This is a genomic window from Ewingella sp. AOP9-I1-14, from assembly GCF_052375995.1.
Classification (GTDB): domain Bacteria; phylum Pseudomonadota; class Gammaproteobacteria; order Enterobacterales; family Enterobacteriaceae; genus Ewingella; species Ewingella allii.
In genome coordinates this window covers 13367-40063 of sequence record NZ_JBQSVA010000015.1, presented here as the reverse complement: position 1 = coordinate 40063, position 26697 = coordinate 13367, and the positions used below count along the sequence as shown (strand labels likewise).

At 43.1% G+C, this 26697-nt stretch carries 30 protein-coding genes; 2 read left to right on the top strand and 28 right to left on the bottom strand.

Annotated elements, in window-relative coordinates; translation table 11 throughout:
• Window positions 1-150: 150 nt before the first annotated feature.
• The 11 genes from ACT3RT_RS22115 to ACT3RT_RS22065 form a co-directional block, all read right to left on the bottom strand.
• Window positions 151-531: a porin gene (locus ACT3RT_RS22115; protein WP_172459394.1), complete on the bottom strand. Its 381-nt coding sequence runs from the start codon at window positions 529-531 to the stop codon at window positions 151-153.
• 64 nt (window positions 532-595) lie between these two features.
• The gene (locus ACT3RT_RS22110) at window positions 596-1210 is read right to left on the bottom strand and encodes an ATP-binding cassette domain-containing protein (protein WP_016239123.1); all 615 of its coding nucleotides are present in this window, start codon (window positions 1208-1210) and stop codon (window positions 596-598) included.
• On the bottom strand, window positions 1210-1974 hold the full coding sequence (locus ACT3RT_RS22105) for an ATP-binding cassette domain-containing protein (RefSeq protein ID WP_016239122.1): 765 nt from the start codon (window positions 1972-1974) through the stop codon (window positions 1210-1212). The genes ACT3RT_RS22110 and ACT3RT_RS22105 overlap by 1 nt, the downstream gene beginning before the upstream one ends.
• Complete coding sequence (locus tag ACT3RT_RS22100) at window positions 1967-2779, bottom strand: alpha-D-ribose 1-methylphosphonate 5-phosphate C-P-lyase PhnJ (RefSeq protein ID WP_021565144.1); 813 nt, start codon at window positions 2777-2779, stop codon at window positions 1967-1969. The genes ACT3RT_RS22105 and ACT3RT_RS22100 overlap by 8 nt, the downstream gene beginning before the upstream one ends.
• On the bottom strand, window positions 2776-3789 hold the full coding sequence (locus tag ACT3RT_RS22095; protein WP_016239120.1) for a carbon-phosphorus lyase complex subunit PhnI: 1014 nt from the start codon (window positions 3787-3789) through the stop codon (window positions 2776-2778). Before ACT3RT_RS22095 ends, ACT3RT_RS22100 begins: the two co-directional genes overlap by 4 nt.
• Window positions 3789-4346, bottom strand: coding sequence for a phosphonate C-P lyase system protein PhnH (phnH, locus tag ACT3RT_RS22090; RefSeq protein WP_016239119.1), 558 nt, complete (start codon window positions 4344-4346; stop codon window positions 3789-3791). Before phnH ends, ACT3RT_RS22095 begins: the two co-directional genes overlap by 1 nt.
• A gap of 4 nt (window positions 4347-4350) precedes the next feature.
• Window positions 4351-4776 (bottom strand): phosphonate C-P lyase system protein PhnG, encoded by a 426-nt coding sequence (gene phnG / locus ACT3RT_RS22085; RefSeq protein WP_021565143.1) that lies wholly within the window; start codon window positions 4774-4776, stop codon window positions 4351-4353.
• 12 nt (window positions 4777-4788) lie between these two features.
• Window positions 4789-5304 (bottom strand): hypothetical protein, encoded by a 516-nt coding sequence (locus ACT3RT_RS22080; RefSeq protein ID WP_019282989.1) that lies wholly within the window; start codon window positions 5302-5304, stop codon window positions 4789-4791.
• Window positions 5297-6121 (bottom strand): ABC transporter ATP-binding protein, encoded by an 825-nt coding sequence (locus tag ACT3RT_RS22075; protein WP_016239116.1) that lies wholly within the window; start codon window positions 6119-6121, stop codon window positions 5297-5299. Before ACT3RT_RS22075 ends, ACT3RT_RS22080 begins: the two co-directional genes overlap by 8 nt.
• 2 nt (window positions 6122-6123) lie before the next feature.
• Window positions 6124-7143, bottom strand: coding sequence for a FecCD family ABC transporter permease (locus ACT3RT_RS22070; RefSeq protein ID WP_019282988.1), 1020 nt, complete (start codon window positions 7141-7143; stop codon window positions 6124-6126).
• 35 nt (window positions 7144-7178) lie between these two features.
• Window positions 7179-8273, bottom strand: a complete 1095-nt coding sequence (locus tag ACT3RT_RS22065) for an ABC transporter substrate-binding protein (RefSeq protein ID WP_099065564.1) — start codon at window positions 8271-8273, stop codon at window positions 7179-7181.
• Window positions 8274-8358: 85 nt separating this feature from the next.
• On the opposite strand from ACT3RT_RS22065, the gene ACT3RT_RS22060 reads away from it, so the two are divergent.
• Together ACT3RT_RS22060 and ACT3RT_RS22055 are read left to right on the top strand one after the other, a co-directional pair.
• The gene (locus ACT3RT_RS22060; RefSeq protein WP_086961197.1) at window positions 8359-9264 is read left to right on the top strand and encodes a LysR family transcriptional regulator; all 906 of its coding nucleotides are present in this window, start codon (window positions 8359-8361) and stop codon (window positions 9262-9264) included.
• Between the two features lie 294 nt (window positions 9265-9558).
• Window positions 9559-10256 (top strand): IS1 family transposase gene (locus ACT3RT_RS22055; RefSeq protein WP_223814698.1). Its coding sequence is split into 2 segments (ribosomal slippage): window positions 9559-9808 and window positions 9808-10256, totalling 699 coding nucleotides; the frame shifts between segments, so codons are not numbered across the junction.
• 202 nt (window positions 10257-10458) lie between these two features.
• Here the strand turns inward: ACT3RT_RS22055 and ACT3RT_RS22050 are convergent.
• From ACT3RT_RS22050 to ACT3RT_RS21970, 17 genes are all read right to left on the bottom strand, one after another.
• Window positions 10459-10914, bottom strand: a complete 456-nt coding sequence (locus ACT3RT_RS22050; RefSeq protein ID WP_115195441.1) for an H-NS family histone-like protein — start codon at window positions 10912-10914, stop codon at window positions 10459-10461.
• A gap of 50 nt (window positions 10915-10964) precedes the next feature.
• On the bottom strand, window positions 10965-13271 hold the full coding sequence (gene topB / locus ACT3RT_RS22045; protein WP_115195440.1) for a type IA DNA topoisomerase: 2307 nt from the start codon (window positions 13269-13271) through the stop codon (window positions 10965-10967).
• A 37-nt stretch (window positions 13272-13308) separates the two neighbouring features.
• Window positions 13309-13587, bottom strand: a complete 279-nt coding sequence (locus ACT3RT_RS22040; protein WP_115195439.1) for a hypothetical protein — start codon at window positions 13585-13587, stop codon at window positions 13309-13311.
• A 15-nt stretch (window positions 13588-13602) separates the two neighbouring features.
• Entirely contained in the window at window positions 13603-14004 is a 402-nt protein-coding gene (locus ACT3RT_RS22035; RefSeq protein ID WP_228708730.1) for a thermonuclease family protein, read from the bottom strand.
• A gap of 115 nt (window positions 14005-14119) precedes the next feature.
• Window positions 14120-14425 (bottom strand): TrbM/KikA/MpfK family conjugal transfer protein, encoded by a 306-nt coding sequence (locus tag ACT3RT_RS22030; RefSeq protein ID WP_172721774.1) that lies wholly within the window; start codon window positions 14423-14425, stop codon window positions 14120-14122.
• Window positions 14418-14828: a cag pathogenicity island Cag12 family protein gene (locus ACT3RT_RS22025; protein WP_115195437.1), complete on the bottom strand. Its 411-nt coding sequence runs from the start codon at window positions 14826-14828 to the stop codon at window positions 14418-14420. Before ACT3RT_RS22025 ends, ACT3RT_RS22030 begins: the two co-directional genes overlap by 8 nt.
• Window positions 14829-14840: 12 nt before the next feature.
• Window positions 14841-16703 carry a type IV secretory system conjugative DNA transfer family protein gene (locus tag ACT3RT_RS22020; RefSeq protein ID WP_496203751.1) on the bottom strand — a complete coding sequence of 621 codons (1863 nt, stop codon included), beginning with the start codon at window positions 16701-16703 and terminating at the stop codon, window positions 14841-14843.
• Entirely contained in the window at window positions 16690-17718 is a 1029-nt protein-coding gene (virB11, locus tag ACT3RT_RS22015; protein WP_115195436.1) for a P-type DNA transfer ATPase VirB11, read from the bottom strand. The genes ACT3RT_RS22020 and virB11 overlap by 14 nt, the downstream gene beginning before the upstream one ends.
• Complete coding sequence (virB10, locus tag ACT3RT_RS22010) at window positions 17719-18837, bottom strand: VirB10/TraB/TrbI family type IV secretion system protein (RefSeq protein WP_117111267.1); 1119 nt, start codon at window positions 18835-18837, stop codon at window positions 17719-17721.
• Complete coding sequence (locus ACT3RT_RS22005; protein ID WP_248006651.1) at window positions 18830-19741, bottom strand: TrbG/VirB9 family P-type conjugative transfer protein; 912 nt, start codon at window positions 19739-19741, stop codon at window positions 18830-18832. The genes virB10 and ACT3RT_RS22005 overlap by 8 nt, the downstream gene beginning before the upstream one ends.
• On the bottom strand, window positions 19741-20412 hold the full coding sequence (locus ACT3RT_RS22000; protein WP_117111268.1) for a VirB8 family type IV secretion system protein: 672 nt from the start codon (window positions 20410-20412) through the stop codon (window positions 19741-19743). The genes ACT3RT_RS22005 and ACT3RT_RS22000 overlap by 1 nt, the downstream gene beginning before the upstream one ends.
• Before the next feature lie 123 nt (window positions 20413-20535).
• Window positions 20536-21645, bottom strand: coding sequence for a TrbL/VirB6 family protein (locus tag ACT3RT_RS21995; RefSeq protein ID WP_228708728.1), 1110 nt, complete (start codon window positions 21643-21645; stop codon window positions 20536-20538).
• 14 nt (window positions 21646-21659) lie between these two features.
• Window positions 21660-22379: a type IV secretion system protein gene (locus ACT3RT_RS21990; protein ID WP_115195455.1), complete on the bottom strand. Its 720-nt coding sequence runs from the start codon at window positions 22377-22379 to the stop codon at window positions 21660-21662.
• A 10-nt stretch (window positions 22380-22389) separates the two neighbouring features.
• Window positions 22390-25137, bottom strand: coding sequence for a VirB4 family type IV secretion/conjugal transfer ATPase (locus ACT3RT_RS21985; protein WP_115195454.1), 2748 nt, complete (start codon window positions 25135-25137; stop codon window positions 22390-22392).
• Window positions 25138-25155: 18 nt separating this feature from the next.
• Window positions 25156-25482, bottom strand: a complete 327-nt coding sequence (locus ACT3RT_RS21980) for a TrbC/VirB2 family protein (protein WP_228708727.1) — start codon at window positions 25480-25482, stop codon at window positions 25156-25158.
• Window positions 25483-25494: 12 nt separating this feature from the next.
• Window positions 25495-26121 carry a lytic transglycosylase domain-containing protein gene (locus ACT3RT_RS21975; protein WP_115195453.1) on the bottom strand — a complete coding sequence of 209 codons (627 nt, stop codon included), beginning with the start codon at window positions 26119-26121 and terminating at the stop codon, window positions 25495-25497.
• Between the two features lie 357 nt (window positions 26122-26478).
• Window positions 26479-26694, bottom strand: coding sequence for an EexN family lipoprotein (locus ACT3RT_RS21970; RefSeq protein ID WP_228708726.1), 216 nt, complete (start codon window positions 26692-26694; stop codon window positions 26479-26481).
• Window positions 26695-26697 lie beyond the last annotated feature (3 nt).

Below are 26697 nucleotides of genomic sequence, written 5' to 3'. Positions count from 1 at the left end.
GTTGATGGTAAAGGGTTAGACCCCCGTGAGAAGTATCTGCATATCCTACTGGATATCACTATCCGATTAACGAAGGAGGATCTCACGAGCGTCTTTCATCAGGGTCCGAATCAATAGCGATTCAGCGTGACCGTTTATAGTAGTGCAGTCTCATCCCTTGCCTTTCATTGATGAACAGCCAGAAATTAAAAACCGGCGTTGACTGTTTGGGGAAGCCCTTATAGTAGGATAATTTCCTTTTTCCAAGCGGACCCGAAATAGACGTCCGCCTTGCTTGCTTTCACCGGTAGTTAACTCAAAACCACTTTCTAGCTGTACGACTGCTGCCGTGCCATTACCCAATGACTCAGTGACTTTTAAGCCCCATCGATTTCCGGATTGGCCACCGCTGAGTAGCCCAGTGGATTTGGATGAGTAAGGAGAACCGTCCCACATGCCACTAATACGTTGATGAGTAATTCCAGCATCCAACACACCATACAGTGTGACTGAGGTATCGGCATGAACGAAGTTTAGGCAACCTACACTCAACGCAGATCCCAATAAAATTTTTTCATTATGAGTACTTTTCCAGGTTAAATTAAATGTAGACGGTTTAACCGTCTAAAGAGATTGACTGATCCACCCAACTGGCACTCGTATGACTGGTGTAAATAACCAGTTTCTGAGCGGCTTTAGCCTGTAATAAAAGCGTGCTCACCTGATGACTACGCTCTGGATCCAATCCTGTACAGGGCTCATCTAAAAGTAAGATTGGAGGAGAAGAAAAATAAGCGTGAAGCAACATAAAACGCTGTAGTTCACCACCAGAGACATCACAGGCATAGCGAGAGAGTAAGCTAGGAGAGAGGTCCAGCAGTCTTAGTCCGTCGAGTACTGTCTTTGTGGGGACTAGAGCAAACCAATCCACAAGTTTTTCGCGAGGTAGTACGGTAGGATGTTGCCCTACGTACGACATTAATCGTGAGCGTAGAAATGCAAAGTGGGCGGGTGTCATTGTGCTTGGTGTGAACTGCTGATCGTGGGTTCGTATGCACAAGTGTGCCGTTCCTAAGCTTCGACTTCCCCAAATTCGTGAGAGCAAAGTCGATTTTCCTGAGCCTGACGCTCCCCAGATCTGTACGATCTGCCCTGTTTGTGCCGTTATGCGAAGTGGCCCATGATGTATGCCATTGCCTTCATACTGCAAAATCACAGTTGGTTTATTCATTAAATCATTGCCTTAACAAGAGCTTGGGCGATGAGATGCTCAGGCTCAGTAAGCAAACGATCCATAATGGATTCGCTGACGATGCGGCCTTGATCCATCACGATGGCCCGATCAGCAATGAGTCGAGCTAGACGTAAGTCATGAGTCACAAACACCATGGCAGTCTGTGTTTGGTTTCTCAAATTAGAGAGCACATCTAAAAAATCTGCTTGAGCGACTGAGTCGAGACCAGCAGTGGGTTCATCTAAAAATAAAATGCTCGGCTGATGGATCATGGCCGCAGCGATTTGTACGCGTTGGCGCATCCCTCCCGAAAAGTTCTTCACTGGCTCATGTAATCGTTCTGGACATAAACCAAGTCGCTGGCCCCATTTTTGTGCTTGTTTGAGTGCATCAACCGCACGGTTGTCACCTAAATCAAAAAGACGACGTACGATATTAGTGGCGGCACTTTGTCTCAGGTTTAGGGTTGTGCTGGCATCCTGAGCCACATAGCCACACGCCCGCCGACGTAAAAGGTTAGTTTGATAAAGACTGGTACGTAGTAAATCCTGGCCTAAAAGGGAAAGAGCCTGACAGTTGTTAGATAGCTGTCGTCCAGCAAGTATATTCAGAAGACTTGATTTTCCAGCACCTGAGGGGCCGACTAAAGCGAGAACCTCGGAAGGATAAAGCTTGAGGTGACAATCCGACAAAATACGGTGCCCAGCTATTTCAAGTGAGATAGCCTGTGCTGTCAGCACGGGATCTGGCAAGCTAAACATGAGCGCGCTCCTTGCATGCTTCGGAGTCGGAACATACCCAATGGGGGGTGTTTGACGTACCAATATTATCCAAATAATGAATAGATGAGCCGCAGATACAACATGCTGTATCGACTTTTTTCAGGCTAGCAGGCAGGTCAACAAAAGCTAAGTTTGCTAAGGGTGTATAGGCAGGCAATGCATAAATTCGTCGCTCGCGTGCGGCGCCAAAAATCTGAATAGCAGGCATCATCGCCATGCGGGGGTTATCCATAGCAGGAATAGGCGACGGTGACATTAAGACCCCATCATTAACAATCACAGGGTGGTCGTATCCTAAGCACGCATCATCTTGTTGCAACCATGTTTCAAATAGAGCGCTTAACACGACACCGTAATCATGATGTGCGTGCCGTGTCAGTGCTTCGGCCGCATCATTAATAAATCCACGTAGAGGGTCAGGTCGAGGAACTTGGTACACCACAATTTGCTCTTCCCGCAACGGGCTTTCAGGGACTCGCTGACGCGTTTGAATGAGAGTAGCCTTTGAGCTTGTTGTCGTAATTGATATGTTTGCCGTTTTAGTAAAAAAATCCGCGATATTCAGGGCATTAACGGTATCATCCGAACCATGATCGACTACCTTTAACGTGTCATTCGGTTCTAATAAGGCAGCGGTAATAGCCATGCCTCCTACCCCCCAACCATAGGCAATGGGTAGCTCAGGAGCTGAGAAAGGTATTTGACGTCCAGGTAGACAGAGTGCTTTTAGGGTTTTACGACGTATTTCTTGTTTGGACGGTAGATCAAGGTAGGCATAATTCATATTTCCTCCTTAGCCTGAACTCGGCGTAAACGCGCTAAATCAGCATCAAAGTCAGAGTAATGAGGTAATTTCAAATGGCTGACATAGCCGGATGCAGCGACTCCGTCGGTATGCATGAGTGCATCACTGGTAGCACCCTCAATTTTAAAGTGCTGATCTACGATTGCCATGGCGACGGCTTTACGCTCGTTAGCTCCAAAAGCAATACCAAAACCCGCTTCTAAATGTGGAGATGAGCTAAAATTTGGAGCCACAGTAGTGCAGGCAGTTAACTCAACCTCACCAATGGATACGGTTAAATTGAGGTCTTCCAGCTCTACGAATATTTCAACGCTCCCTCTCATTAATTGCGCTACATAGGGATGACTCGTTGAGGCTTTACGCAAACTCTCGTAAGCTAATCCAGTTAAGTAGCCTTCTTCGCCACGAGCGAGATGAGCGAGACGCTCGCAAGGATCAGGTAAAGAAGGCAAAACAGTTCGCGTAATGTCTATCGGAGCTTTAGATATTTCGGTGCGGATAAGATCTGCGTACAGTGGCTCAGAGCTAGAGGGCGATGAGGGAGCTGTTATCACTGATTTAGGTAACTCGCACTGAGGGCGAGAGTGTTCTAAATCCATATTCAGTAAGCGGTGGGTGTAGTCGTAAGTGGCGCCTAAAATTTGCCCTCCAGCCAACTCTTTTTGCGTGGCGGAAATGTGGCGACTGTAATGCATTGTTTTTAGATCTATGTTTTGGCTTGAGCCAAAATTGGCTAATTGCGCGCGATGAGCACGTACGAGAAATACCGCTTCGGCAATGTCTCCCTGAGCTTGCTTAAAGGCAATAGCAGCAAAACGTCGATCGTATAAGCCCCCCTCACTCATGATCCGATCAAGAGCTAACGACATTTGTGCCATGATTTGATTAATTTCAATCTCGGGGATTGTGTCGTCGCCTCGGCGACTCCGTTCTACGGCTATACGGGAAGCAGCAATTGCTTGTTCACCACCCTTTACTGGTACGTACATTAAATGATCTCCAAAGTTAAGTGACGTGGTAATACAACCAGCTGCGTGTCAGCGCATAGTAGTAGGTCCACTCCACGCGGGTAATCGGCACGAAAAGCAATATGATCAATGACTACATTTTGATGTAACCCTGAAAAATATAAAGTGTGTGGTTTGTTGAGTCCTGCACCGGTGGCTCGTATAGCAAGCCCCCCGTTTGTAGGTGATATGGCGGCTATTTCCATGACAAGGGTTGCCCCACTTTCAGGCGACTCACGGCTTCCTGCTGGAATATGTTGTAAGTGATGCCGTTGAGAACCTGCAAAAACCCATTCGGGAGTTTGGCTCAAGGTTGCGCCTGTATTCAAAATACGGCTTGTTAATTCCTTATTTTCCACCTCAATAGCTACCGTCGTTTGGCTGTCTAGAAGGCAGTCAACGATGCAATGAATAGCACGCTCTTCTAGTTGCTGTATGCGCATTGGGTAACCAAAGGCATGCAGTAGTCGCCGATAAGTACGCGTCTGCCGATGTAACTCATCGTCATGTCTGTGCTCAGATCGTAAAGGTATTTTCATGATTCTAAGTTTTTTGTGTGGTGTAGAAACGTACAGAAGTAGCAGCCGTCAGCTGCTCCCTCTCAGCCTTTTTTAGCTCTAACTGTTGGCGTATAGGGTGCAGCACCAGCTCACGTTGGTGGGAGGGGGCCGTTTGTAGAAAGGCGTCTAGATAGGCCGCTAACTCCGCTTTGCGTAGATCGGAGCCCAAATGTACTGCGTAACCTTGAATTTTCCCAATAGCGATTACGCAGCGAGTACAAGAAGCCTCACCAAACTGAAATGACACTGAGGCCTTACAAGCTTGTGTATTGAGCTGCACCAACCCCGTTTCAGGGCCAGCGAGTTTTTGTATAGGCACACCCGGATTGTAAGTAGCCCAGATATTTTCCAGATAATCTCGGTTAGCTCGGGCAAGTAGCCCGAGCCAAGTTTGACGTTCTTGATTCATGGCTATGACTTATTACGATAATACGGTAGCGTTGTAAATATCTTCTGCGGGCTGGACTAACAAGCGTTCTCCCATTTCGAGCTTCATTTCAGCCAAAATGATCTCTTCTTCTGGTGAGCGGTCTTTCTTGCGTGCTAACTGAATGAACTCGGGGCGTACGTGTCCGGGACGGATGGTGATTTCAACAGCGGTGCCACGGTACTCGAAACGGAAGTAATAACGACCACCGGGGGACTCTTCTTCTTCGAGCCCTACTGAGTTATCAACAATGTAGCGACCCTCAGTAAGACCGCGGGTAACAAACTCAATCGCATCTCTACCCCCTGGGCCTCCAAAGGCTGTGACACAGCGAATTTCACGTCGTTCAGGCAAACGACCATTATCTAGCAAGGGCCAGGCTCGCTGCATAACTTTTAGCCCGTGGGCTACACCACCCGGATAACCGGCACCGTGGTATTTTAATAACTCATCAAAGTGGACTGTAAATTCATGTCCATTTTCCAGATAGGAGATTGTATCGTTACTCATTGTATTTACCTTTGTTTAGAGGATAAGAAATGGGCATATCTTGATCCGGTTCACGTATTCCAAAAACCGGGCAGATTGTGCTTTGAAAATGTTCTCCCGTTTGCACCATTAGACGGCGTAGTCTGACGTTGTATAAACGGGATAACTCAGACTCGGTTAACAGCTCATCAGCTGGACCAAATTTAATCTGATCGTTGGTGTGCATCAGCAGTACTTTGTCTGCGAGATGCAGAGCGTGTTGCGGATGGTGAGTGGTAAAAACGACCGAATGGCTACGTACTCGGCGTAACTCGAATAAGACGTTAAGCAATAAGTCCTGATTAGCTAAATCTAAAGCTGAAGCCGGCTCATCAAGTATGAGTACCTCAGCACCAGTAGCTAAAGCACGAGCAAGCAACACTAATTGGCGCTCGCCGCCGGATAGAGAGCCATATAAACGATAAGCAAAATGCCCTCCGCCTACTTTTTCCAATGCTTCAAGAGCTAGCTTACGATCCCGCTGTGAAGGAAGGCTGAACATGGGAAGCAAGGCGGCTCGTGCCATGAGTACCACATCGAGGCAACAATGGTTTTCACTACCGTATTGGTATTGAGGTACATAGCCGATGAGGTGGGGTACCTGCCGTTGTCCTTGATCTAAACGTTGTGAGCCTAATAGAGCTTTTAGCAACGTAGTCTTACCGCGTCCGTTTGGGCCCAAAATGGCCAACGTTTCGCCCTTTTGTACGTTAAAACTTAAATCCTGAAAAATCACACGTTCACTAAAACGTACGCACGCTCCAGTTAAACTGAGATGAGAGGTAAAGACGGTTTGCATGATTAAGCCCTTTCACGTCGACGAGTGCATAGTAAGTACACAAAGACGGGGGCGCCAACTAGAGCTGTGAGTACGCCTAAAGGAATCTCTGCAGCAGTTAAACTACGAGCCAACGTATCAGTCAAAATCATGAAAGTGGCACCCAGCATAAGACTCGTGAAATAGAGCCGGCGGTGATCTTCGCCTACTAACATACGAGCAAAGTGTGGGATTACGAGTCCTACCCACCCCACTACGCCCGATGCGGTTACGCAGGCGCCGATAATGATAGAAATCAACGCGAAGACGACCATCCGGGAGCGTGCAACATGGATGCCAAACGACTTAGCTTCGTCGTCACCCATAGCGAGTACAGCAATGCGATAGCGCATTCTATTCAGTAGGTAAATGCTGGCAATGAGTATAGGAGCAGTTTGTGCAAATTTTTCCCAACTCGCCGTTGCAAAGCTTCCCATCAGCCAAAAGACGATGGCAGGTAAACTCGTTTCTGGATCCGCGGCATATTGAACTAACGAAATACCTGCTGCAAATAAAGCATCAATAACAATTCCAGCAAGCACAATAGTCATCAAAGTACGACCCGCCATATTTGAAATCAGCACTACTAAAAACAGAGCAGCAAATGCTGATACAAACGTAGCCCCCATCAGTAGCGGCCCCCCTACTCCAGCCAAAATTGCCAGTGATCCTCCTAATGCTGAACCTGAGGATAAACCTAGCACTTTAGGTGAAACGAGAGGGTTACGAAATAAGGTTTGTAAGGCTACCCCGCAGATGGCAAGCCCAGCCCCACATACTCCTGCCAATAATATGCGCGGCAAGCGTACATTCAAGATCACCAACGCATCCATATGCTGTGAGTTATCACCTCGTAAGGCTGCATATAGGATGGCTACAATCTCATCTAGCGCTACGCTGTATCGACCTACTGATAGCCCGATTAGCACAGTCGCTATAAGCAGTAGGGACAAAAGAGGCCAATGACTAGCACGCCAAGTGCTCAGGGTAACTGGCTCAACCATTTCTGAGGACGAGTGAATCGATCGCGTATATTTGTTCATTGTTTACGAAACACTTGATAACCGTGACTGTCGCCGTTCATATCAATACGCAGAATTCGATCTATCTGCTCATCCGATAGGTCAAAGTTATAAAGTAATTTGAAGCCTTCTTTTAATTCGTGACGTAGGTCAAAAGAGAAAATATCGGGATGAGTAAGATTGGCCAGCCACATCCATGTGTAGGGGCTTTCATGGGAAGCACTATCCCAGATATATCCACCTTGAGGTGTCTTATAAACGCGTTTTTGTACGGCGGCATTTAAGCGAGAAAGTAATGGGTCGTCGTATATCGCTTCTAATCCAGCATCCGTCTCTGCTGCGGAAAGTAAGATAATATCTGGGTTCCATTCAAGAATCTGTTCCACGCTAACAGTGCTTTGTACGCCAGCTCCTTGAGCTACATTTTTAGCGCCAACCAGCTCGATGAAGGTTTGTTGATAACTTTTCTCACCAGTAGCAGTCAACTTGGATTTGGCAGAGCGCAAATGCAAAATGCTTGGTGTTGCATGAAAGCCTACTTGTTTTAAACCAGTAGTAATTTCACTTTGTACACGGTCACGCCAATCAATAAGCTTTGACAGTTTTTCAGTATTACCCGTGATATCAGCCACCATTTTCATATTGGCTCGGGCCAGCTCTTCTGTACCCGCATTGCCACCGCCTACCATTAGAGCAACGGGCAAACCTGCATTGCGAAGTGGAGCTACGATATCATCGCCGCGCTCACCCCACTGGATGACTAAATCCGGTTTAAGTTCTGCGATGGCCTCTACGTTGGGCATCCAACCACCGTTTTCCGACAAAATGTCACTGGAGATATCAACAGCTTCAGGAAACATAACGCTCATCATACCGCTCTCAAAGGCTCGTTTAGAGCCCTCATTCATACCCACTAACAGCTCGGTAGAACCATCTATTGCGATGAAGGTAGCTGCAGCTGGATTGGGCAGAGTAATGATACGTCTAGGAGGGGCTTCTAACTTAATTTCCTGTCCGGTTACATCAGTAAAGTTAAATTCTTGCGCTGACAAGTTACCTGATAACAAAGTTGTCGCTACTAGCACGGCAAAGCAACGGGGTATTGAGGTCATAACCCCTCCAATTGAGAATGAGATTGAATATGATTTTGATTAAAAATATTATAGCCAGTTTTTCATCAATTGGAATCGAATGTTTATGACGGTGCGTGAAGTAATTTCGAACAAGCTAGCAGCAGTGTCTGTGCGTGACTTGCTTTTAGTTGAGGCCGTCGCAATGAAACGTAGTTTTCGTTATGCGGCCATAGACATGGGTATTTCGACCTCGGGCTTGTCTTATCAAGTAAAAAAAGTAGAGGAAATTCTCGGACAGCCCATTTTTGAAAGGGGGAGTAAAATAACACCCACTGCCTTTGGAAAGGAAGTTTTAGACTTAATCGCCGTAATTTTAGAAGGCGTGACTCGGCTTGAGGGGTTACGTGATGATGGCTTAGCTCTTCCCTTTGGGCAAACCTTACGTATTGGAGTGATTTCCTCACTGGCACCGGATAACTTGTTACGGATTATCCAGATTTGTGCTCACCGTTCAGGTAAAACTAAAGTCGAGTTGGTTAGTGGCAAGCATCAAGGTCTGTTACGGCGTTTACAGAACCGTGAAATTGATTTGCTAATTAGTGCAGCACAGTCGGTTCCTGAGGGGATGGCATATACAAGCTTATTCAAGGAACACTTTGTCTTACTAGTGCGAGCCGATAAACTTCAGCCTGAACTCCATCCTCTTATGCTCTGTGAGCCTGGATTACTACCACTTAGCGAGGATGATTTTGTTCCATCGCTAATTACTGAAGGCTTAAGTAAATTATTAAGCTCCGGCTTGACTCGTACATATGGCCTTGGTGTTGAGCATCGAATGGCTTTAGTTGCCGCAGGTTATGGTCATGCATTATTGCCGTATGGCTGGGTAAGAGATGTACATTTACCGGATCATTTAGCAGTGATGGAGCTTCCTCCCGCTTTATCGGCAGAGCGTGAATTAGGTTGCTTTTGGCGTCACTCATACATGATGGGGAGTCAAATTTCTCAGGCTTTTAGTGAAGCATGGTAATGCATGTTTCTGATGCGGGAGTATTTAAGATTTTACTGAAAAAAGGCATTGTGCATCAAGGTGCGCTTACGCATTGATTTTGTGGTCTGCAAACATTCGGATCAGCCTTCGAGCGTCATCATGCTTGACGCTCGTTGTAACAGATAAGCAAGGAAAGGCAATTCCTGTCGCTTTGAAAGCACTCTTGATTTTTTTTCCAGTTGCGCTCGTCGGGAGGAATTCGACATAGCGCAAGTGCCGGTAATGGTGCCAACTTACTGATTTAGTGTATGATGGTGTTTTTGAGGTGCTCCAGTGGCTTCTGTTTCTATCAGCTGTCCCTCCTGTTCAGCTACTGAAGGCGTGGTGCGTAACGGTAAAAGTACTGCCGGACATCAGCGCTATCTCTGCTCTCACTGCCGTAAAACATGGCAGCTACAGTTCACTTACACCGCTTCTCAACCCGGTACGCATCAGAAAATCATTGATATGGCCATGAATGGCGTCGGATGTCGCGCCAGTGCACGCATTATGGGCGTTGGCCTCAACACGGTTTTACGTCACTTAAAAAACTCAGGCCGCAGTCGGTAACCTCGCGCATACAACCGGGCAGTGATGTCATCGTCTGCGCTGAAATGGACGAACAGTGGGGCTACGTCGGTGCTAAATCACGTCAGCGCTGGCTGTTTTACGCGTATGACAGGATACGGAGGACGGTTGTGGCGCACGTATTCGGTGAACGCACTCTGGCCACGCTGGAGCGTCTTCTGGGCCTGCTGTCGGCCTTTGAGGTCGTGGTATGGATGACGGATGGCTGGCCGCTTTATGAATCACGCCTGAAGGGAGAGCTGCACGTAATCAGCAAGCGATATACGCAGCGCATTGAGCGGCATAACCTGAATCTGAGGCAACATCTGGCAAGGCTGGGCAGGAAGTCACTGTCGTTCTCAAAATCGGTGGAGCTGCATGACAAAGTCATCGGGCATTATCTGAACATAAAACACTATCAGTAAGTTGGAGTCATTACCCGCTAAAACTGTTTTTTGACCAAGGCGCTTCTGATTGACTCCCGAATGGCGGGGCTGCGGCGTTTCTGTGTGCGAAACAGAGCGATTGCATACATCGTGCCGATAGCGGCTTAACCAGCGCCGCTTGCGGCTCGGTCAACCTCTCAACCGTCGCAAAACAAGTTTGCGACGGCATCACGGTTATCGATTACGGCTGCTCTTTATTGATTAGATACTCATCGAGAGAATGGCCTGCATCGAGTAGCTTCTGCAACGCTGATGGACGTTTACCATTGCCAGACCACTCCTTAGCGTTCCCGCCCTCATCGGTAAAGCGATATTTAGCTTTTCTTGCACCACTTTTAGCGTTTTTGCGCTTAGTCTTGATGCCACCAACTGTTACAGGTTCCGCAAGGGATTCAGGATCGAGGCCAAGAGAACGGATGTATTCAAGCGCTTGCTGCCTTTTTTGCTCCAGTTCTTCTGCCTCAAGTTTCTTCAACTCATACTCTTCGCGAGACTCACTGATTAACGCTTCAAGTTTGCCTTTAACTTCTTCCAGCCACTCAAAATCTTTCGTTTGCGCAAATTTTCTTAAAGCGGTGATGCTACCAAGATGCTTAGATACAATACCGTATTCTTCATCTTTAGAAAGTTCTGTCATTTGTTGTTTCCTGTCAGTTAGTTAACGCTCATTAGCTCGCCGGAGGCAGTTTACTTTTTCTTTACTGGAAAACCAAGTTTACCAGTCTTTTTATCCTCTAAAACAAGCTCGGTATCAAACGTGTTACCGTCACGTTTTTTAAAGCCCTTAATCAGATTTGATTTGCCATCTTTAATCAATTTTTCAACTTGATTTGAAGTTAATTTTTTACCACAAAATTCTTGCCAGATCTTAAACTCACAACCCGTACAGAAAAAACCTTTCGGCCTGATGAGTATTTCTTTTCCACATGAAGGACAAGGAATCTCTAATCGAGAGCTTGCTCCTTCTGGCTTCTTGTCAGTGACGGGTTTTCCATCTTTATCAGGGAATGAAGTTTTACATTCAGGATAGCATGAACATCCCCAAAAGAAGCCATTCTGCCCTTTACGTTTACGCAAAAAGCCTTTATTACATACAGGGCAGGGAGCCGCATTTGATGATATATTTATACCGTTCTTATCCAAATCGCTAATAAGCTCACTAATATATTCGTCAGTTTCCTTAATGAAATCACTTACAGCCAGCTCTCCAGCTTTGATTTTAGCTTGTTTTTCTGCCCAACGAGCGGAGATATCAGGTTTTACCACTTCACTAGGTAATGCAGCACAATACTCCTGTCCTTGCTTAGTTGTTTTCCAGACAAGCTCTGAGTAACCTTTTTCTTTCTCAATAGCTAATAGCCCTGTATTAGCCGCCAATTTTTCTAATATACCAGCACGAGTAGCTTCCGTTCCTAATGTCCCGCCTCCCTCTTTAGCTTCAAGCGCTTTACGCAAATCAGGATCATCAACAAATTTTCCAGCACTTTTCATTGCTGCGATTAGCGTTGATTCAGTAAAATATTTTGGCGGTAGTGCTGGCTTCTTATCTACTAAAGCAGATTCACAAAGGCCGTTATCATTAAATTTCAGTGTTGATAAATCAAAGCCTGTAAGCTCACTATCATCAGATTCTAAATCATCGCTACTGTCTTTACCCAATGCCTCCCATCCTTTCTGCACTAAAACACTTTGTGTCGCGGAGAAAGTATCACCTTTGATATCAAAATGTACTTTCGTTTTATTCCGAATAGCATCAGGCCAAAACAAACCGATGTAGTAGGTAGCGACCAGTCTATAAACGTTCTTTTCTTTTTCGCTAAGCTGGATACCTGCACCGCTCTTAGTGGTTGGAACAATAGCGTGATGAGCCTCAATTTTGCTTGCATTAAACGCTTTATGCTTCTGTCCCTTATCCATATCTGCGGCTGCTGTAGCCAGTTCCGGCATTATCGCACTGATGGCTGCGGCAATATCGCCAGCTTGATAATAATGTTCATCCGATAGATAGCGATTATCGGTGCGTGGGTACGTTAGAAGTTTATGTGTTTCATACAACCCCTGCATGATTTCAAGAGTTTCTTTGGCTTTATAGCCGTAGCGTTTCGCGCAAATCTGTTGGAGAGTTGAAAGATCTAACGGCAACGGTGGCTTAGTGTTTTCTGGTTTTGTGGCAGCTATCGTGACTATTGCCTCTTTCCCCGAAACCCGTTCAGCTATATGCCGCGCTTGTGCATCTGAAATGAGCCGTTTTTTATCATCAATCTGATCACTATCCGTGGTTTGATATTTAGCCTTTACCTGATGCCCGTTCATCTCAAGCGTTGCGAAAATATCATAGTAAAAACTTTCGGCATGATTCTGATTTGCCAGTGTGCGCAGATTCACCAGACCAAGAACCGCGCTCTGTACACGCCCTACATTCAGGGTGCCATCATAGCCCTTCTCTTGGCCTTTGAGGGTACAACCGCGAGTTAGGTTATAACCGAAGCTCTGATCAAGCAGTGAGCGCGACAATGCGCTATTTGTCATACCCCTAAATTTGTCATTTGGCTGCATGTTTACAAGTGACTTTTGCACTGGTGCAAGGTTGAGATCAGCTATCAATAAACGTTCTACAGGCTTTTTGTTATTGGCATAACCTAAAATCTCGTCAACAAGCAAACAGCCTTCTTCATCTGGATCTCCAGCATGAACAATACTGGTAGCTTGTTCAATCAATGACAGTATGATACGAGTTTGTGCTTCTGCCTCTCTTTTTATTTTGTAAGTAGGCGGGTATGTCGTTTTGATCGGCAAATCACTGAATCGCCATTTAGTGTATTTATCGTCATAATCCTCTGGATCACATAGTTCAAGCATATGACCAAAACACCAAGTAACAACATCAGAACCATGCTGAAAGTATCCATTTTTCTTTTCTGTATTTGGATTTCCTCCAAGCCCTTCAAAAATAGCTTTAGCTAAAGATGGTTTTTCTGCAATAAACAGTCTCATTTAACTACCCTCAAATTCAAGATTATTGAAAACGAATTCACTCATCGTCATAACTTATGAAGAAAATTTCTTCATCTAGGCGAAAATTAACAAACTCTTTATCTTCTTCATTGAGTTGGTTATAAGTAACAGAATGCTTTTCAGCCATTTTTACTAAATCACCACTATTAGCGATAAATTCAGTTTCATGCTGATTAATTTCACGTATAACTTTGAAGTATTCAGTATTAGGGTGGTAAAACGCATTTTCACCAGATTCAGCCTCTTCTTGTTTAATCCAGTCTGCCAGATTGACTTTAAACGATTCTGTTTTCATGTTGATTTCCTAATCTTATTTGTTATGCCGCCATTCCCACGGCGGCATTGGTTGACTGTCAGCCCACAGGCCGCGCTTTTGCTTCTGAGCTTCCCGTTGCAAATCCGGTAATGCCTTATCCGTGTTATAGCGCTCATACACCCATGCAGCGCCAGATTGCACCATGAATCGGCTGGCTTCAGTGCCGTTCGTCATGAACACGTTCCCGATAATGCGCCCGTAGCGGTCTGTCTGCGTGTACGTCACCGTAACAGGCTGTGCCGCAACCAGACCTTTAAGTTGATTCATTGACCAACGTCCGAAAGCCTGTGTCTTTTCCGGCGCATCGATGTTTGCCAAGCGAATCCTTACGGGCTTTTTATTCTGTAATACTTCGATAGTGTCACCATCAAGAACACGGATAACTTTGCCCCGCATTTCTGCGGCAGACAGGAAACCAGAGAAAAAAATTATAGAAAGCACTAGTATGTTTTTTTTCAAAATATTAATTTCCATTTTTCCCCGCTACCGTTGATGCGATGCGGGGATGCATTTAGCCTTTAACCTTCCCGAACTTACTCATGATTTTTGAAATAGCAGACGGATCAGCCGATGAGCATTGATTCAAAAATGATTTTCGAGCATCAAAGGTTTTATCCCATCGGATAGAGCCTTTTTTCTTTTTCACTATGTTAAAAAATGCTTTTTCAGGGCTTTTACATTCACCTCCACCGCCGCTACCAATAGCTTTCCCATACATACAGAGTACTACCTCGCATGGATCAGCAGCATGTGCGTTAACTGAAACCAATCCTAACCCTGTAAGCAGAGGTAAAACCATTAAAAACTTTCTAGTCATTTTTTCTCTCCTGATATGTTTTAATGAAGGTTATTTTTATTTGCTCTGGTAAAAAAGAAGATTGATATGCCCACTCGATAACACCTCTAGCTCCTTGAGCTTTCAACCCATCCCTTACTTGAAACCAAAGATCGGCTTTACTGGTGTAAACAATAACTCTATCGGCATGTGCCAGTGCGTAGTAATACTCTGGAGTAGTAAAATCCTCTCTCTTTGAAAAAGTTCTGCTAAATGTCCATCCAAGGCCATTAGTCTCTGATGGTATGACACCGTAAAAATCAGCCATATAAGGTAGAGAAGGGGTTACAATCTCATTTACCTTGCCAAACTCTACAGGAGTTGGTTCTGGAGGGGATGAACACCCAGTAAGAGCGAGAACTACGATTATCAGCATTACTTTCATCTTGATTTCCTTTTATGCAGCCATATCGAGATCAGGAACATCTTTTATAGCGAGATAGCCTTTAGCAACAATTTCGTTTTCAAATACCTTTTGAGGTGGCATTGACAACTTACCGTTCTTTTTAGGGAAAACACTCTCCAAAGAAGGTGCTACCTTAATAAAATCGCCAAAGAAATATTCATTCATGTAGTAAAAAGCTTTCTCACATCGAATCGGGTTTTCCCCCTTCATCGCGAGAATTTCTTCACTAAATTTTAGTGTGAGGAGTTCGTTAGTCGTTACCAGAGGACGTTCAATAAGACTCTCGGACTCTGAGCGAGACATGCCGCCACGACTACGGCTCTTGCTTTTAGAGCCAATAGTGACCGTCTTAGTCCCCATAGCCTCTGACAGTTCGCGCGCATCCTTAACATCGGAAGCTGAATAGACAATTTTGCATGGCGCACTGGCGAGTAGCGTTTTGCTGCCAGCATAGCTATAGATCTCTTCAAGCTGAGAGCCAACCTGATAAACAATCAACAATTTCAGCTTGTAGCCAGCGATAAGGCCAGATTTGCTCTTGATGTAATCCACAGCACCAATTGACGGGAACTCATCAAGAAGAAATAAACAGTCATGCTTTATCTCTGGATCATCCGTAGGCATCTTTTCAAGGTTGATCTGAATAGCAAGCTGGAAAAAAATGTTTGTCACTTTTTCGGCAAGGCGTGCATTATCACCTGAGATACAGAAATAAACGGTCATTCTCTTTTTTCTAACCTGACGTAAGTCAAAATCATTTCCATCAGTAGCTTTCGCCACGTTCGGGTTAGAGAATGGGGATAATCCATTAAGGAAATTGCTTTTAAGTTGTGCTTTTGTTTTATCCTCCATTTCAATGAATGCTTTAAGACCAGACACACCTATATCAACCAGTGTTTTTTCTTTACCTTTCAAATCACCACGTATTTCACTAAGAAATGAAAGTAAGTTTTCAGGGTCAGCGCGTTCAAAAAGAAGATTAATTTTTGACATTGAAAATAAGGGTTCAATGTCAAGCTCTTTTAATGCTTGTTTATCCTTTGCTATCATAAACCAAAGAGTAACAGCAAGAGATTTAAACAAACTCCCTGCTGTTTTGTTGAGATAACTACCCGCGTCTGCACCATCTGTTTTATACGGGTAAACAATCAGCGCGAGATTTTCTAACTGGTTAAATCCTTCACTTGTTCCCATACTGACATAAAAAAGAGGATTGAATCGGTGAGTGACAGAGCTAAAGGGGTCAAATTTAAACACCTCCTGACGAAGAATCACTCTTCTGATTAGGCTGGTAATGTTGAAACACTCACGCTTAGGGTCGAGTATTATCACGCTCCACCAATATTTCATCAGGTTAGTAATAACTATACCTGCCCCTTTACCTGCACGAGTACCCGCCCCCATAGCGCTAAAAGCGGCTCCAACATAGCGAATTATTTTTTTATCTTTAAGGCCAACAATAATTCCCTCTTTTTCGTCGCCATCAAGAGTAAAACTATTCGACTCCTTTACATCTTTTATCGTGGCAAATCTCGCATCACCAAACACATTTTCCTTTTCCTCATTTAGTTTGATTAATGCCATTACTGGTATCGCCAACGACAACACAAAGCCTGAACACAGGGCAAGAAATGCAATCAACCTTATCTCGTCTGCAACACCAGTCAGCACCAAGCTTTTGATGAAAGAGTCCATGTTATATGCGTCTATTGCCTTGAATATCGCTTTCAATGGTTTAATGTATTGCACTTGGTTGAAGTAAAGGACAAAGAAAGCAAACGAACCAGAAAACCACGTAAAGGCCAACATGATCCCAAAGATAAATACAGACTGTTGTTTGTTAAATTTTTTCACAATCTGCCCCTTTAAAATAAATATCACTCATATGTCTAACAACACCATCCCTTCCCACATGAACAACAATATCAATATTGTCCAGAATGATTTTTTTAAGCACATCAAATGGCAGGTTTTGGCATTCCATATTTTGATAACATTTCGTCACCATCTGAATGATGGCGTCTTTCGCAGAACCTGCGTGAATAGACGTCATGCTGCCTCTGTGTCCAGAACCCGCTACTTTGATAAAATCCCATGCGTCACCACCTTTTACTTCTGCAAGTAAAATCCTGTCTGGTTTCATCCTTAAACAAGATTTAATTAACTTTGCAGCGGTGATTATTGAGCCTGAATCACTTCCAGATTCCGAAGGATAAAAAAGATGAACGAAGTTTTTATGAATAAAGAACTCTATTTCTTCCGCATCCTCGATGGTAACTAGCCTTGCACTTAACGGAATAAAATCAATCAGGCTTTTCATATAGGTAGTTTTGCCTGAACCTGTTTCGCCCGCAAAAACGATGTTTTTGCCAACTTTTACAGCGAACTCCATAAACTCCGCAATTTTTTTCTGTTTGAAGAGTTCAAGAAGCGTATCATCATGGCTATGATACGTTTTCCCTGACTGAACATAGTCGTAAAATCCTCTTTCTATATATTCCTTATGCGTTACCTGCCTTGTTGATGGTTTTCTAATCGTAATAGATATGGTGTTTCTCTCACACGCTGGAGGAAAAACAACCTGCACACGCTCACCTGATTCAAGTGTTGCTGAAAGCAAAGGTTTTGTATCACCAACTTCATCACCACGAAATGAAGCTAATGTCTGAGAAAAACGCTTACAAAAGTCAAAGGTGACTTTCTCATCATCATGCACTGACCATTCACCGTTAATTTCCGTCCAGACCTCCCCTGAACGGTTTACAGCAATTTCTGTTAATCCATCAATATCAAGATAAGGCTGAAAAACTTGTCGTTTATAAAAATCCAGAGATTTATTGTTTATCAGTGGAGCAACATTATTCGTCATTTATTTTGCCTTTAACTGATAGACACCAGAAAAATCAATATCGTCACCAACAAGAATAGATATGATATCGCCCTGATTTTTGTACATAGTTGGTGGAATATTCACGCTGTTTGCTGCCGCTTCTTTCGCTATCTCGGCAAATGCTTCCCGACTGTTTGCTGTATAATCGGTCTGATTATCTTTATTATTATTTGATGCTCCACTAAGTGCTTGCATTGCATCAGGAATCATCCCTACTAGCATTGCACCACCGAAGCGATCCCAAAAATGTGAGTCAATCCATCCATCAATACCCATTTCGCCCAAGGCACCTGCTGCCGCAGTATCTACTAAATCAATTCTTTTAAAATCAGGTGTGCGTAACTGATTCCAGATAATAAACATGCGCCCCTGTCCATGATTCAGAGTACCGGTTTTGTAACTGCCAAATGCTTTAGTTCCTTTCTCAATCAGCTTCGTGTGATGGTTAGCACTCCACACATCATCTGTGATCACGCAATTGATACGTCCGCCCACATCTGAAACAAAGCGCGTTGTGAGTGCACACGGGATAATGGTGTTCTCTTCAATATAAAGGTTTGGATCTAGCTTGATTGCTGATACCTGCATACGGGATGCAGTTACAGCCTTAGCCTGTGGTTTTGGCTGGCTTGTGCTCGTTTCGTCTTGTTGAACCGTTCCTGTGCTATTTTGACGTTCGCTATTGCTGCCTGACTGCCCTGAGACAGGAATAGAGAGATACTTCTGGAACTGGCCGGAAGTTGACTTATCCGTTGGTGCAGGATTGTTACTCGTCGTTTCCGCACCATTCCCGCTGGTTGTCTCGTTCGCTACAGGGTCAAAATTTTGTCCCATACCTGTACGAACCTTACCAACTTGCGAGGCATTATCATCAGCCTTTACAGTAGATGCTGCTTGAGGCTCTTCGGAGTAAAAGTTTTTGTAAATTTTCAGGCCAAGAATAGCCACAATAAGAATTGTGGCAAAACCAAACAGCAATCCCATTTTAAAGCGATTATTTTTAGATTTTACTCCACCAATGTTATGAAGCTGTGATTGCTCCTGCCTCAATTGATTTGCATCTTCAACCAGATCATCGGTTTTTTTTATATCAGTCATTTTTCACCTCGACACGTTCAACATTTGGTGATGCCGTATTAATTTGGTCTGTAATTATTTTCCCAAACGACTGATTAACCACACCAACAACACTGTTACCATAACGAAGAACAAACTTATCGTTTACACTGTGAACAACCATTATTTTATATTTCCCTTTCGTCTGAACATTGAAAGACAATGTTTGTTCTTTCCCATCTTTATACATAAACGGGGCAGGGAACACTTTGCTTGAGTTGAAACCAATGTAAGTAAAAACACCATTATCATAAGCAAAATCAGGAGCAATCCTGCGACTATCAAATTTTTCATTGACTCGCATGTAATAATCCCAATTCTTTGGTGCGTCGGCGCTTTCAAAATTGTTAGCTATAACTTTTTTGTTTTTTATTTCCTCTTGTTGCGTTTGAATTTTTTTAGCTTCTTCCGCTCTTAATTTTGCCTGTTCCGCAGGATAACTATATTTAACTACATATGCGGGGCTATTTTTTTGTTCATCAGAAATCATAACTAAATCGAGGCTGTACACTCTTTTTGTTGTTCTGACGAAAAGATTCGTGTCCCACTCTTTAGCTACAGGTTGGAAAATTTTTTGTTCTTTCTCTCCTTCTGCATTTTCTTGTTGCTGAACCACAGGCCGAGGATTCACATAAACAACGTTATCATCTTTATCAATCTCCCAACCAGCAGGAAAACCAGCCCTAGCACTTATAACGGCTTCGCCTTCGTCAAAAACGATTGACGTTAAAAAACCTGTTTTCGATTTAATCACAGTGGTGTTTGCAGCGTTATAACTCACATTCTGCATCCTTGCGTCATAGCCTGACGACTGAGGAACTGCCGCAGCATTCACTAAGAAAGGTGAAAACAGGCTTAAAGCGATAATTAAACTTTTAGTGTCCATTATTCCCCCCTGATTTCTTTATCTGCCTGATAACTGGTTACAGTAAATCCAAGTGGATTAGTTGCACTGCTTTTCTTCAAATCAAAGCGATAAGTAACACGCAGAGCTAAATAGGAGATGGTCACTTGCCCTGTTCTGAAATTTCTACTAATGACTTTGAATCGAGATGTAGAAAGCCTATCTGGTGCAGTTGCATCAGTTATAATGTTAGATAACCGTTCAACTACTACATAAGCCCCGTTATTGTTATGCACTTTGTCAGGGGCTAAATCACTGGCAAAAAGGCGTAGGTAATCATCTTTCACCGTATTAGAGCTATATAGCTGTACTGTTTCATAATCACTTTGTAATGAAGGATAGTTATAGCCCTCTCGCAAAGAGATATACTTATCGACAAAGTAACGCCCCAGCGCCTCTGACTGTAAAATCTGTTCCTGTTTTACCTGTGTGATTAACTCTGTTCGTCCAGTAGTATTGTCAACGCTAACAATAGCGAGTTCTTTCTCTTTTAAAGGAGTAAGAATCGCGACATCAACCCCCAAACAAATTGCCAGTAGTGATGCAACCGAAGCCACACACCAAGCAGTTTTTTTAGATTTTTCGTTTTCAGCATGAATCTGAGTTTCGAAAGATTTTGCGGTATCAATTTGCTCTTTAATTTTTTTATTCATAGCTAATAACCTGACTATGGTTTATTGGTTCAAGTTTTCCAGAGACATCAGACGGTAAAGTTGCCTTACTGGAACATCCGATAATCGAAAAAATGAAAATCAATAGAACTAATTTTTCTAATTTCATGCTGCTTCACTCCTTTTTTTAGCAAGTGATGCCCTGCGGCGATCAGCCATTGAATTAATGCCGCTTTGTATTTTTTGCCCTGCCCACGCATCAGCACCTTGCATTTTTTGACCAGCCCATTCAGACGCTGAACGAGTTCCCCGACCAAGAAAGTTTCCAAGACGACTTGAGTTTGACGCTGTGTTACCAACATCTTTACCCGTAAGCCCTTTCATTAATCCGAATCCAGCCTTGCCCCCAGACATACCTAAACGGGATGCCCCAACGCCAGCAGCACCTAACCCCATCATTGCCATACCCTGCACAGCACCATCGACGCCAGCACCTGCAAGCTGTGTTGCGAACATACGGGCAAGCATAACCAACAGCGCTGATAACAAGCCCGCCATGAACCCCATAGCTCCGGCAGTAACTACGTTGCTGTTTGGTGCTGCATTGGATACTTGCTGTAAAATTTCCCCCTGATAATCCATACCGATTCTGATCACCAGAGAGGCAAATAAAACCGTGAGAATGCTAGAAAAATTCAACTGTAGCCAGTTGTTGAACATCTGACGCAAGAAACCAAACATCAGGCAGAATATGAAGATAGGTGCTGTGATAATGAGCAGTTTCATCGTGACATCAGCGGCGAGATAAACCACTGTGCTAATCGCCATTAAAATCATTGAGCCAGCCCACACAAGCGCCATCCCAAATGCTCCAGCAAGAGGAATATAATCGGTATCTTTTTGATAAATTTTTTCAGCAAGGTTCTGTGTACTCGCCCAAAGATTATCTAGCGTCTGCCAAACACTTACTCCACCGGATAAACCGTCTTTAATACCTTCCATTGCAGTAGTTGCGCTGGTTAAATAACCTCCCGCATTAGTTATGAAAGTAATAATGATGGCGAACTTCGTTAAATCCCATGCCAGATCGGGAAGTGGTGTTTGCGTTTTCCCTGCAAGCGTCTGATAGCCTTTCCACAACACATACAATGTTACCGAAGCCGCCGCCAGCGTCATAATGTCGCTGGCAAACTGGCTTTGATAGGAGTCACTGATTTTCTGCACAGAGTCCATTATTGTATTATTGAACTTAACGAAAAAACCCTGACCAGCCATAAACCAACCCTCTTTTATTGAAAATCAGGAACAGCCGCTTGCAACTGTTGTTGTTTAAACTCTGCTTTTTGTTGCGTTTTCAACATTTCTGCATCAGCTTTATTTTTGCTTTCCCATACATCATATTGCATCTTGATTGCTTGCATTTTCAGGGATTGAGCCTGTAAAGAGTTTGCTAAATCCTGAGACTCTTTAATATCCTTAGAAGATTCAATACGGCTGCTTAATGATTGAATCTGTGACATGGTATTTGATAACTGTTTATTGATTACATTCCCTTGTTCGATACTGGCAGCGGTAGACACCACTTTAGCCTTACATACATTGTCATTTTTGGCATATCCCGTATTGCACATATCGAATGCACCGTACTTTTTAAAAAGACTTTGTGCCTCACTGCTTAAAGAGCCAGTAGGATCGTTAGTAAAGCTGGATATATAACTATCCCCTTGCTTATAAATATTCGTCAACTCTGATTGCAGATTACTTAATTCATTAGTAAACGATGCAATGTTACGAACACCTGTAGCAGTAGCAAGTTGGTCTTTATAAGCCTGTATCTGGCTTTTATAATGTGCGGCAGTGTCAGTCCATTCCTTAATCTTCTGCCCCCAATCCTGCGCCCATTGAACATCCCTCATAGGATCTGCATCAACTGCAACCGGAATACCCGCAGTGGAGAAAAATGAAGTACACAGCAGAACAGAGAATAAAACGGCCTTTGTCTTTTTCATAAAAACCTCACTAAATTGCTTGCTCAAGATATGTAGGAATCCAATCATCAGGAGACATACTATTGCGATAAATATTTTCGAACACTTCTAAATTGTCGGCGCTGGCTGATAGGATTTTTAAATATCCACCAAGTCCTGATAAATCCAGAGTAGCCAATGCCGAAAATGCCTTACCATCACCTTTTTTCAGACTGCTTTTTTTAATCAAAAACTGTCTGGACATTGGATCAAGATTTTTAATGATATTAAATTCTTCCGGCGTACATTTAAGCCCATTTACATAATCATCAAAATCAGCATCAGGGTTAGCAAGATAAATACTGGTACTACAAACTTCGACTACTGCTCGTGAAATTTTGTTTTTCAAAATTTCATCAGGTGATTGTGTCGCTGGAATAACAAGCCCATTTAACTTACGAATAGTTTTTAGCTTGTTATAAACAAAATCGCTAAATGCTTCATCCTGTAGCCATTTCCAGAATTCATCTAGGAAGATGACAAGACGGCGACCATCTAGAAGCTGAGTAATGCGATACAGCAAGTAGAAGGTGATAGGCGCACACACAACTGGATCATCAAGGAACTCCGTACCATCAATACCAAAATTGTTTACATGCTGAATATTGAAAGTGTCCTGCGCATTATCGAATACCCAGCCATTCGCGTTACCATTAGCCCACTGTGACAAACGTAGAATGATCCCGTTTTCCTGCTCATCACGGTCTGCTTTCTGCATGAGGTGCTCAAGCATACGAGATATGCCATATTCCCGCATTTCCCCTGCTGGAAAATCCATTACGGCATCAACAGACTCACCAATGAGCAGTGTTTCACGGGTTGTCAAAGTTTCGCCATTGCGGGTACAAAGGATTGCCATTAGTTGTTTTACAAAAATCCGGTTGCGTTTAGTTGCTTCAAGCGCAAAGGGATTCCAGCCAGTAGGCTCACCGCTTTTTACTGTATAATATTCACCGCCCAACATGCGGAGACATAACTCTGCCCCTCTGTCCTTATCCAGAAAAACAGTGGTCATTTTTTTCTGTCTAGCACTATTAGCAAACGTACTTGGATTATTATATTTCTGTAACATACAGGCGATAAATGAAAGCAGCATTGTTTTACCTGAACCCGCAGTACCGATTATTTTAGTATTTGCGAGGTTTTTCTCTCCAACTTCATCCTTAAACAAGACAGAGTTGTGAAGATTCAAATAATAAGCCTGTTTGCTAGGAGTTTTCAAAATGGCGAGAGCTTCACCCCAGCAATTTTTATCGCGTTTCCCTTGATAGAAGTTATGGAACGATGCCAGTTCAACAAAATTAGCATTTGATATAGGTGATAGTCGTGGTCTTAGATTAAATACTGCTGGGAGCTGCGCAAGATAAGCAGCAGGTAAAGATAACGTAGATAATACAACAACCATACCTAAATCAATAAAATCAGAAGATATTTTGCTAACTGATTCATCCAGTTCTTTAATGGAGTCGGCAAACACCATTAGAGTAAAATGATAATAGCCAAAAGAAATCTCCCCAGCAACGAGATCGTTTTTCGCGATTTCAAGCTCCTGCAACTGTGTTACTGCATCATCTTCGGTGCTTTTAAGCTGTTTCTCTGTACGCTTAATGGCATTTAATGCTTCTGTCTTACTCATTACAGTAAATGAATGGGTAATCACATAATCTACATCAGAAAAATGTAGCGCATCATAAACACCAGATGATGTTTCACTGGAAAAATCTTTAATTTCAATAGAGCGGAAAAAACGGCTACCATCTATTCTTTTCACCTGTGCTGTATCGTGATTAAGAAACACATCCACGCCACCAAGCACATTGTAAATAGGTGTTTTGGTAACACGTATTTTTTGATGTTTACCTGTTAACAGATAATTATAAAATGAAAGCTGTGATGAAAAAACGTTACCGTCCTCTTCATACATACCAAGAAGATTAGATGTGAATTTATCCAAGCCACTAGAAAGAGTATTGATAATATCATTCATTTTACTGATATGAATATCAATGCTTTCCTGTTTTTCTTTAAGGCTTTTTTTCTTATTTTCAAGTTTATCAAGCCTGTTATCAGGTCGATATACAACAGAAAAATAAATAGCATTACCTTTGAATTTATTTTCCTTGAGCGAATCATAATAACGACCAGAAACAATATCAGCGTGCTTATTACCTGATTTTATATCAAAGCCATCATAGAAACTCTCACGAATGGTATGATTATAGAACGATACAGACAGCCCTGAGAAAGAGCGGACTAAAGTAGCCACCTGAGAATCTATAGCTTCCAGTGCAGCTTCTGATAACGATTCAAAGCTAACGCCCATTAGCTGCCATGTGGCGACATAATCACCATTTTTCGTTTTAACAAAATGTTTATCTACATGGCTGGAAAAAGGGATATGCTTTTCCAGCGAAACTCTTTCGTTTAGTTTCATAGCCTGAGTGAACTCATCAATGTCAACTGGCTCATACTGCGATGCAAGAAATGCCCTCGCTCCGAAATATCTATTACAAGCAGAATTTCCCAGCAACTTTAGTTTCAGGAAAAACAAGTTAAATATGTGGTCATCTTGTTTCGCTATCATTCTTAAAATGAAAATAGCGACAGGTATCGCTAACCAGACCAGTTTGTTTACATATACCCCTGACAAGAAGAATGCCCCAATGACCACAGTAAGTGGGACGACAGGGACACCCAGATACATTGCGGGGCGCGTCATGGCCTTATAAAGTATCGACATACTATCGTCCCTAGTTTGTTAACCAACCATCATAGAGGCGACTTCGGCGGCACTGGCAATGACGATCGCGCCAATGATGATAGGTGAGCATTCACGAATGGTACTGCCACCGAATAACACCTTATAGCCAACCCATAAACAGGCAATTGTGACCGTAACAATAGACAGGCCACTTAGCCCCGTCTGAACCTTCTCCAACAGGCTTTCTGCTTTAGAGAACCCATCAGCGAAAGCCGGTGATGCGATAGTTGCCCCAGCAATCGAGGCCGCAAAGCTAGTTTTGCGCATGTTGATAGCTGAAACACACGCACTTACACCGTTTTGGAAAGTCTTCTTAATAGACATGTTAATACCCTTTTAATTGATGATTTTTGTCGGTATGGCGTTATCGACAAAAGCTGATTTAAGAATTGATTCTGGATAAATTACTGATTTTTTTTTGCTGTGAGTTTTCCCTATGCCACTATCTCCCCTTTCGTTCTTTGTGCTTGGAACAAGATATTTGTTAGAATCGTTTTTATAACCAATTCTTTCTATGTAACTGGTATAACTAAACTCTGACTCTTTTCTTTTACCAGTTGAAAAATTACCAGAGTAATAGCAACTAAGAGCGTTTTCTAAATCCCCTCCCCTCTGATAACAATCAACAATAATTTTTTCGAAAACCGATAGGTTTTCGCATGGTGATAAGAGTTTTTCCGCCGATGTATTGAATAATGAAAAATTTGTACTGGTAATCTGCATCAATCCTACGGAATACCGTCTTTTTTTATTCTCTATCTCACGTATAACTTCGAGTGCATCTTCTTTCGATGATGGTAAGTGTGTAATGACAGTTTTACCTGATTCATCACGTTCTGCTTTTGGGATAATTTCTGCAATAGCAAATGGATTAAACCCACTTTCAACGCGAGCAACATCATTGATTGTATCAGGGTGCACCGAGGCCGCGCACAAAAGCAAACTAGGTAAAATCCCTGCCATAACTCATCCCTCCTTGCGCATTAACTGCATCAGCATATAGACGATTTGATGCCTTTTATTACGCAAGGATTCTTTCGCCCGTCTTTCGATGAAGTCATTAAGTTGACGATCAAGTTTTATCGTTACGTGTGTCTCTTTGTTTTCATCCCCTCGGTTACTCTCTTTCATATTCGGTGATTAAAACTCTCGTGATTTGTGATTGTGAGAGAATCGCCTGACAAACAAAAAACGGCAATCATAAAAATTATGATCGCCGTTTAAATGGATTAAATATTGATTTCAGAAAAGTTTGAAAAACCGATAGAGAAAATTCTTAATTTGGTAAGAAAGCCCTTATCAAAGGGCTTTCATCAGCTTTTAGTTGAAGGTGGGAATGGGTGCGTCTTGCTGTTTATTTCTGAAAAGAGCAGCTTTCACATTTTTACAGTTATCCGTATCAGCACCGGATTTCTTGCACTCATCGGCCTTTTTCAAGGCATCTTCTGGATGATTCCGCCACCAATCAACACTCTTGGTTTCCTCGCCGCACCCACTCAAAGCCAATAATGAAACTAACATCATGATTCTTAGCATTTT